This is a genomic window from Protofrankia sp. Cr1, assembly GCF_963555865.1.
Taxonomy (GTDB): Bacteria; Actinomycetota; Actinomycetes; order Frankiales; family Frankiaceae; genus Protofrankia.
The window spans coordinates 1-4,721 of sequence record NZ_CAUVXO010000222.1; the positions used below are offsets into that span (position 1 = coordinate 1).

The window sequence follows — 4,721 nt, forward strand, 5'->3', positions numbered from 1 at the left end:
GAGTATGGCCGTCCGGCGCAAACGCCACCGAATTCACCGACTTGAGATGACCCGCGAGGGGCTGGCCGAGCGGCCGCGGCCTGCTCCGATCAGCCACGTCCCACAAGATAGCCGTCTTATCGGCGCTACCGGTGGCCAGAGTATGCCCGTCCGGCGCAAAAGCCACCGAATTCACCGAGTTTAGATGACCCGCGAGGGGCTGGCCGAGTCGCCGCGGACTGCTCAGATCGGCGACGTCCCACAAAATGACCGCACCGTCGTAGCCGGCAATGGCCAGGGTGCGTCCGTCGGGCGCGAAGGCCGCAGCAGTCACCGTTGTTCGATGGCCGGTGAGGGGTTGGCCGAGTTGTCGCGGATGGTCGCCGTCCGTGACGTCCACCAACGTCACATCGCCGTCCGGGTCGCCGCCGATGACATCGGTCTTCCCGTCCGGCGACGACACGAGAGACGTCACCACGTCAGGGTGGCCGGCCCGACTGTGTCCGAGCGATCGGGGCTTGGTCCGGTCCAGGATGTCCCATCGAATATCGGAACCGTCGGATCCACGGCTGACCAGCGTGTTCCCGTCGAAAGACACCGATATCACGGGACCGTTGTGGCCGGTCAGGGGCTGCCCGAGCTGCTCAGGCCGGTTGGCCAGATCCCAGATGATCGCGGTGCCGCCGCCGGTGGCCAGCGTCCGCCCGTCCGGAGCGAACGTCACGGAATACACCGGTCCATGGTGGCCGGCCAGCGGCGACCCGACCTGGCGGGGACGGTTCGCGTCGGTGACATCCCACAGAAGCGCGATACCGTCGCCGCCGGTGGTCGCCAGAGTATGTCCGACGGGCGCGAATGCCACCGACGTCACAGGTCCACTGTGACCGGCCAAGGCTTGTCCGAATCGGGCGTTGGTCGGGTCACTGACGTCCCACAGCAGCACGGTGCCGTCGTCCCCGCCGGTGGCCAGCGTCCGCCCGTCGCGAGCGAACATCGCGGTATGCACCACGCCCTGATTGCCGTCCAGCCGCGACCCGATCTGCCGCGGACGATTCGGATCGGCGACGTCCCACAGCAACGCGATACCGTCACTGCTGGTGGTCGCCAGCGTCCGCCCATCGGGCGCGAAGGCCACCGACGTCACAGGTCCACTGTGTCCGGTCAGGCTCTGATCGGGCTTTAGTTGGCGGGGGTTGGAGCGGTCGGTGACATCCCACAGGTGCGGCGTGCCGTCGCCGTCGCCGACGGCCAACGTCCGCCCGTCCGGGGCGAAGGCCACCGATGCCGCGCTGCTGCTGCTTACGGGCATGGCCTTTCCGAGCGCGTGGGCGCTGGCTCGGTCGGTCACATCCCACAGGATCGTGGTGCCGTCGTCGCCGCCGGTGGCCAGCGTCCGCCCGTCCGGAGCGAAGACAACCGAGGCCACACTGTGTTGTCCGGTGAAGGGCTTTCCGAGGACGCGGGGTTGTCCGGGCGTGTCGGCGCTGCCTCGGTCGGCAATGTCCCAGAGAAGCGTCCTGCCGTCGCTGCGACCGGTGGCCAGCGTCCGCCCGTCCGGGGTAAAGGCAACGGACGACACGGTGACGCTGCCGCCGGTTAGAGTGCCGCTGTAGCGGGTGGCTGCCAGGGTGTTGAGCAGGCCGGAACGGGTCTCGTCGCCTGGGTGGATGCGGTAGGCCGCGATCCCGAGTTGCAGCGCGACGCGGGGATCGACGTCCCGAACCGCGTCGGCCTGCGCGACGACCTGCCGGGCGATTGCGATCTGTTGCTGTGCCCTGGCGTCGCGTTGCTGAACGCCGGCCACACCGGCTGCGACCAGCGCGACGATCAGGAGAGCGGTGCTGACGATGGCCAACCGTCTGATTCGACGCACTCGGCGGCGTTCGACGTCAGCGCGGGCCTTGTCGGTGTCGATGCTGGCGGACAGGAAAGCTCGGCCGGCCGGGGTGAGACTGCCGTGCCGGCCGGAGGTTTCGGCCCACTCACGGGCCAGGGTCAGCCGGCTGCCGCGGTAGAGCAGGTCGGGGTCATCGCCGCTGTCCCGCCAGGTCTTGGCGTCATCGGCGAGGCCCTGTTCGAAGAGGATGCCGGCCCGGTCGGCGTCGATCCAGGATCGCAGGGTCGGCCACGCATACAGTAACGCTTCGTGCGTGATCTGTACGGTTTCCTGCTCGATGGTGAGGAGACGGGCCTTGTCAGCGGCGAACGCGTCGAGCACCGCCTCGACGCTGCGCCCGTCGGGGTACTCGGCGATCAGTTCGGCGCGGGTACGACGACGTCGGGTGTCCTCACCTGCGTCGGCGCTGATGTGCAGGAGGCGGAGCAGGAGCCAGCGGGCTGTGGTCTTACCGGTGTCGTCGAGTGCGGCGTAGACCCGTTCGGCTGTGGTGGCGACGGCTTTGTCGATGCCACCGGTCGCGAGGTAGCCCGCGGCGGTGAGCAGCCGATCGTCGCGGTGCTGCCAGGTGGCCAGCAACGCGTGGGACAGCAACGGTAACGTGCCGGCGCCGTGAAGACGGGCGGGTCCGACGCTGTCCACGGTCGCGCCGACACCGAGATCTCGCAGCAGGACGTCGACGAGGCCGTCTTCGAGATCGAGACCGACTTCCCGCGCGGGGCCGCGGATGACGTCGGTGAGGTCGGCGCGGGTCATCGGTCCGACGAGGACCTGACCGTTGGTCAGCCCGCCGGCGAGCTCGGGGTACTCGGTGGCGTGACCGTAGAAGTCCGCCCGCATCCCGATGACGACCAGGGCAGGTGGCCAGGCGCCGTTGCCAGGGGTGCTGGCGGCGATGAGTGCCTGGACGAAGGCCCGCCGCTCGGCGTCGGGGATGTCGGCGGTGAACAGCTCCTCGAACTGGTCGACGACCAGCAGCAGCCGCCGCGTCGGTGGGTCGCTGCCGGTCGTTTCCGGCTGGCCGCCGGTGGCGGGGGTCAGCAGTGCGGTCAGTCTGGCGAGTGGGTCGACACCTGGGATGATGACGTGGCACGGCCATGCCCATGAGCCGGGTACGTCCAGCTTGCCGGCGCGTACCGCCGGGATGAGCCCGGCGCGCAGCAGCGAGGACTTGCCCGCGCCGGAGGCGCCCACGACCATTACCGGGCGGGGATCGGTGAGCCGGCCGGCGAGTCGTTCCAACAGTGTGGCGGTGAGCGCGTCACGGCCGAAGAAAAATCGTGCGTCGTTCGGGCCGTAGGCTTCCAGACCCCGGTAGGGGCAGACCTCCTCGACCGCGCCGGGCCTGGGAGTTTCCCGATCGTCGTCGGGCCGGCGAGGTCGGCGCGAGGGGGCGGGCGGGCGGTGGGCCCGATTGTCGGTGAGCAGGAGATCCCCAGCCCTGCCGCCGGCGTTGCGGCGCGGTTCCGGCCGACCGGCGGCGGGCAGGACCCGGGCGAGGTAGCGGTAGGCGTGTTCGAGCGTGAGCCGCGGCGGGCCGGTCGGATCACCGTCGGTCAGAAAGTCGATCAGTGCGCCGGTGAACGCGGTGTGTCGTTCGCCCGGCAGCGCCAGCGCGGCGGCCTCCGGCGCGGCGGCGGTGAGCAGGTAGCTGTCGCGGACGGCGGTCATCGCGAACACGTCGTCGGTACCGGTGAGCAGCGCCGCCGACGCCCGGCCGGAAAAACAGCAGTCCAGCACGACCACCACCGTCCGCGCCCGACAGTCGGCGAGGGTGTCGCGCAGCGTGCGGTAGGGCAGGGCCTGGTAGTGCGCCGCCGGTGACCGGGTCAGGTCAAGCGAGGCGGACGTGGCCAGGTGCAGCTCGCCGTCCGAGCTGAGCAGCCCGTGGCCGACGTAGTAGACAAGCAGGACGTCCCCGGCCTCCCGGGCGGCGGTGCTGACCGCACGGTCGAACACGATCGGGTCGCTCGGGTCGACCAGCGTGCGCAGCCCCGTGTCGGGCAGGCCGCAGCGGTCCACCAGGCACCGTGCCAGATCGGCAATGGTGTCAGGGACCGCGGGAACGTCGGGCAGCCGTGATCCCGGGCCATGTCGGCCGGTTCCGACGAGCAGCACCCGTACCCCCGGGTTGGACAATCCGGTCACGGCACGCGGTCTGCCTCGGAACTACCTGAGGGGCCGGAGATATCGTCGCCGGCAGGCCGGTCCGGCACGGCTCCCGGCCTGGTGAGTGCCCGGTCAAGCTGGGCGATCTCGTCCCGGAGGCTGGCGGCGTCCAACCCCCGCACCCGGCGTGCCGACACTCGGAAGGTGGTTCGATCGTCCCGCCGTTCCACGGTGATGTCCAGGTCGCCGTGCCGGCTCCGGATCCAGGAGACCAGGCCGGCGACCAGTACCGACGCGGCTCCGCCCGGACCCAGCGTCATGACCAGTGTGTCGAGGGCCGACCCCAGGATGCCGGGCGCCGGCGACTGCTCGACGAACTCCACCCGGCCTCGTAACTCATCCTCCGCGACCAGCCAGGCATGCAACGACCGGAGGTCGTCCGCGGCGCCGCCGGTGAGCCGCACTGTCACATCCACATGCCCCCCCGAAACCGATCTGTAACCGGAGAGTACCCAAAACGGGCGCGACGTCAGCGCGGCAATCGGCGAGGCGACAATCAGTCAGACGGCAATCAGTCAGACGGCATCCGGACGGACGGGAGGTCGTCGGCGGAGCGCGTCGCGCGGGCACCCGCGCTGTCGCCCGCGAGCGCGAGGGCGAGGAGCAGTCGAAATCCCAGACCCACCCCGAGGGCAAGCCGCAGCGGCAGGTACCCCGGCCCGGGGTACTGCCGGAA

General features: G+C 70.3%; 2 protein-coding genes and 1 pseudogene. All 3 read right to left on the bottom strand.

The genetic code is table 11. The annotated features are described in order from the left end of the window. Nucleotides 1-4,024: caspase, EACC1-associated type (locus U9980_RS16790; protein WP_322768777.1), on the bottom strand; the 4,024-nt coding region annotated here is incomplete at its 3' end. After that, a complete protein-coding gene (locus U9980_RS16795; protein WP_322768778.1) occupies nucleotides 4,021-4,449 on the bottom strand; it encodes an effector-associated constant component EACC1 in 429 nt (142 codons plus the stop codon). The genes U9980_RS16790 and U9980_RS16795, both read right to left, overlap by 4 nt. 107 nt (nucleotides 4,450-4,556) lie before the next feature. After that, nucleotides 4,557-4,721, bottom strand: a pseudogene (locus U9980_RS16800) (glycosyltransferase family 2 protein); the annotation flags it as partial.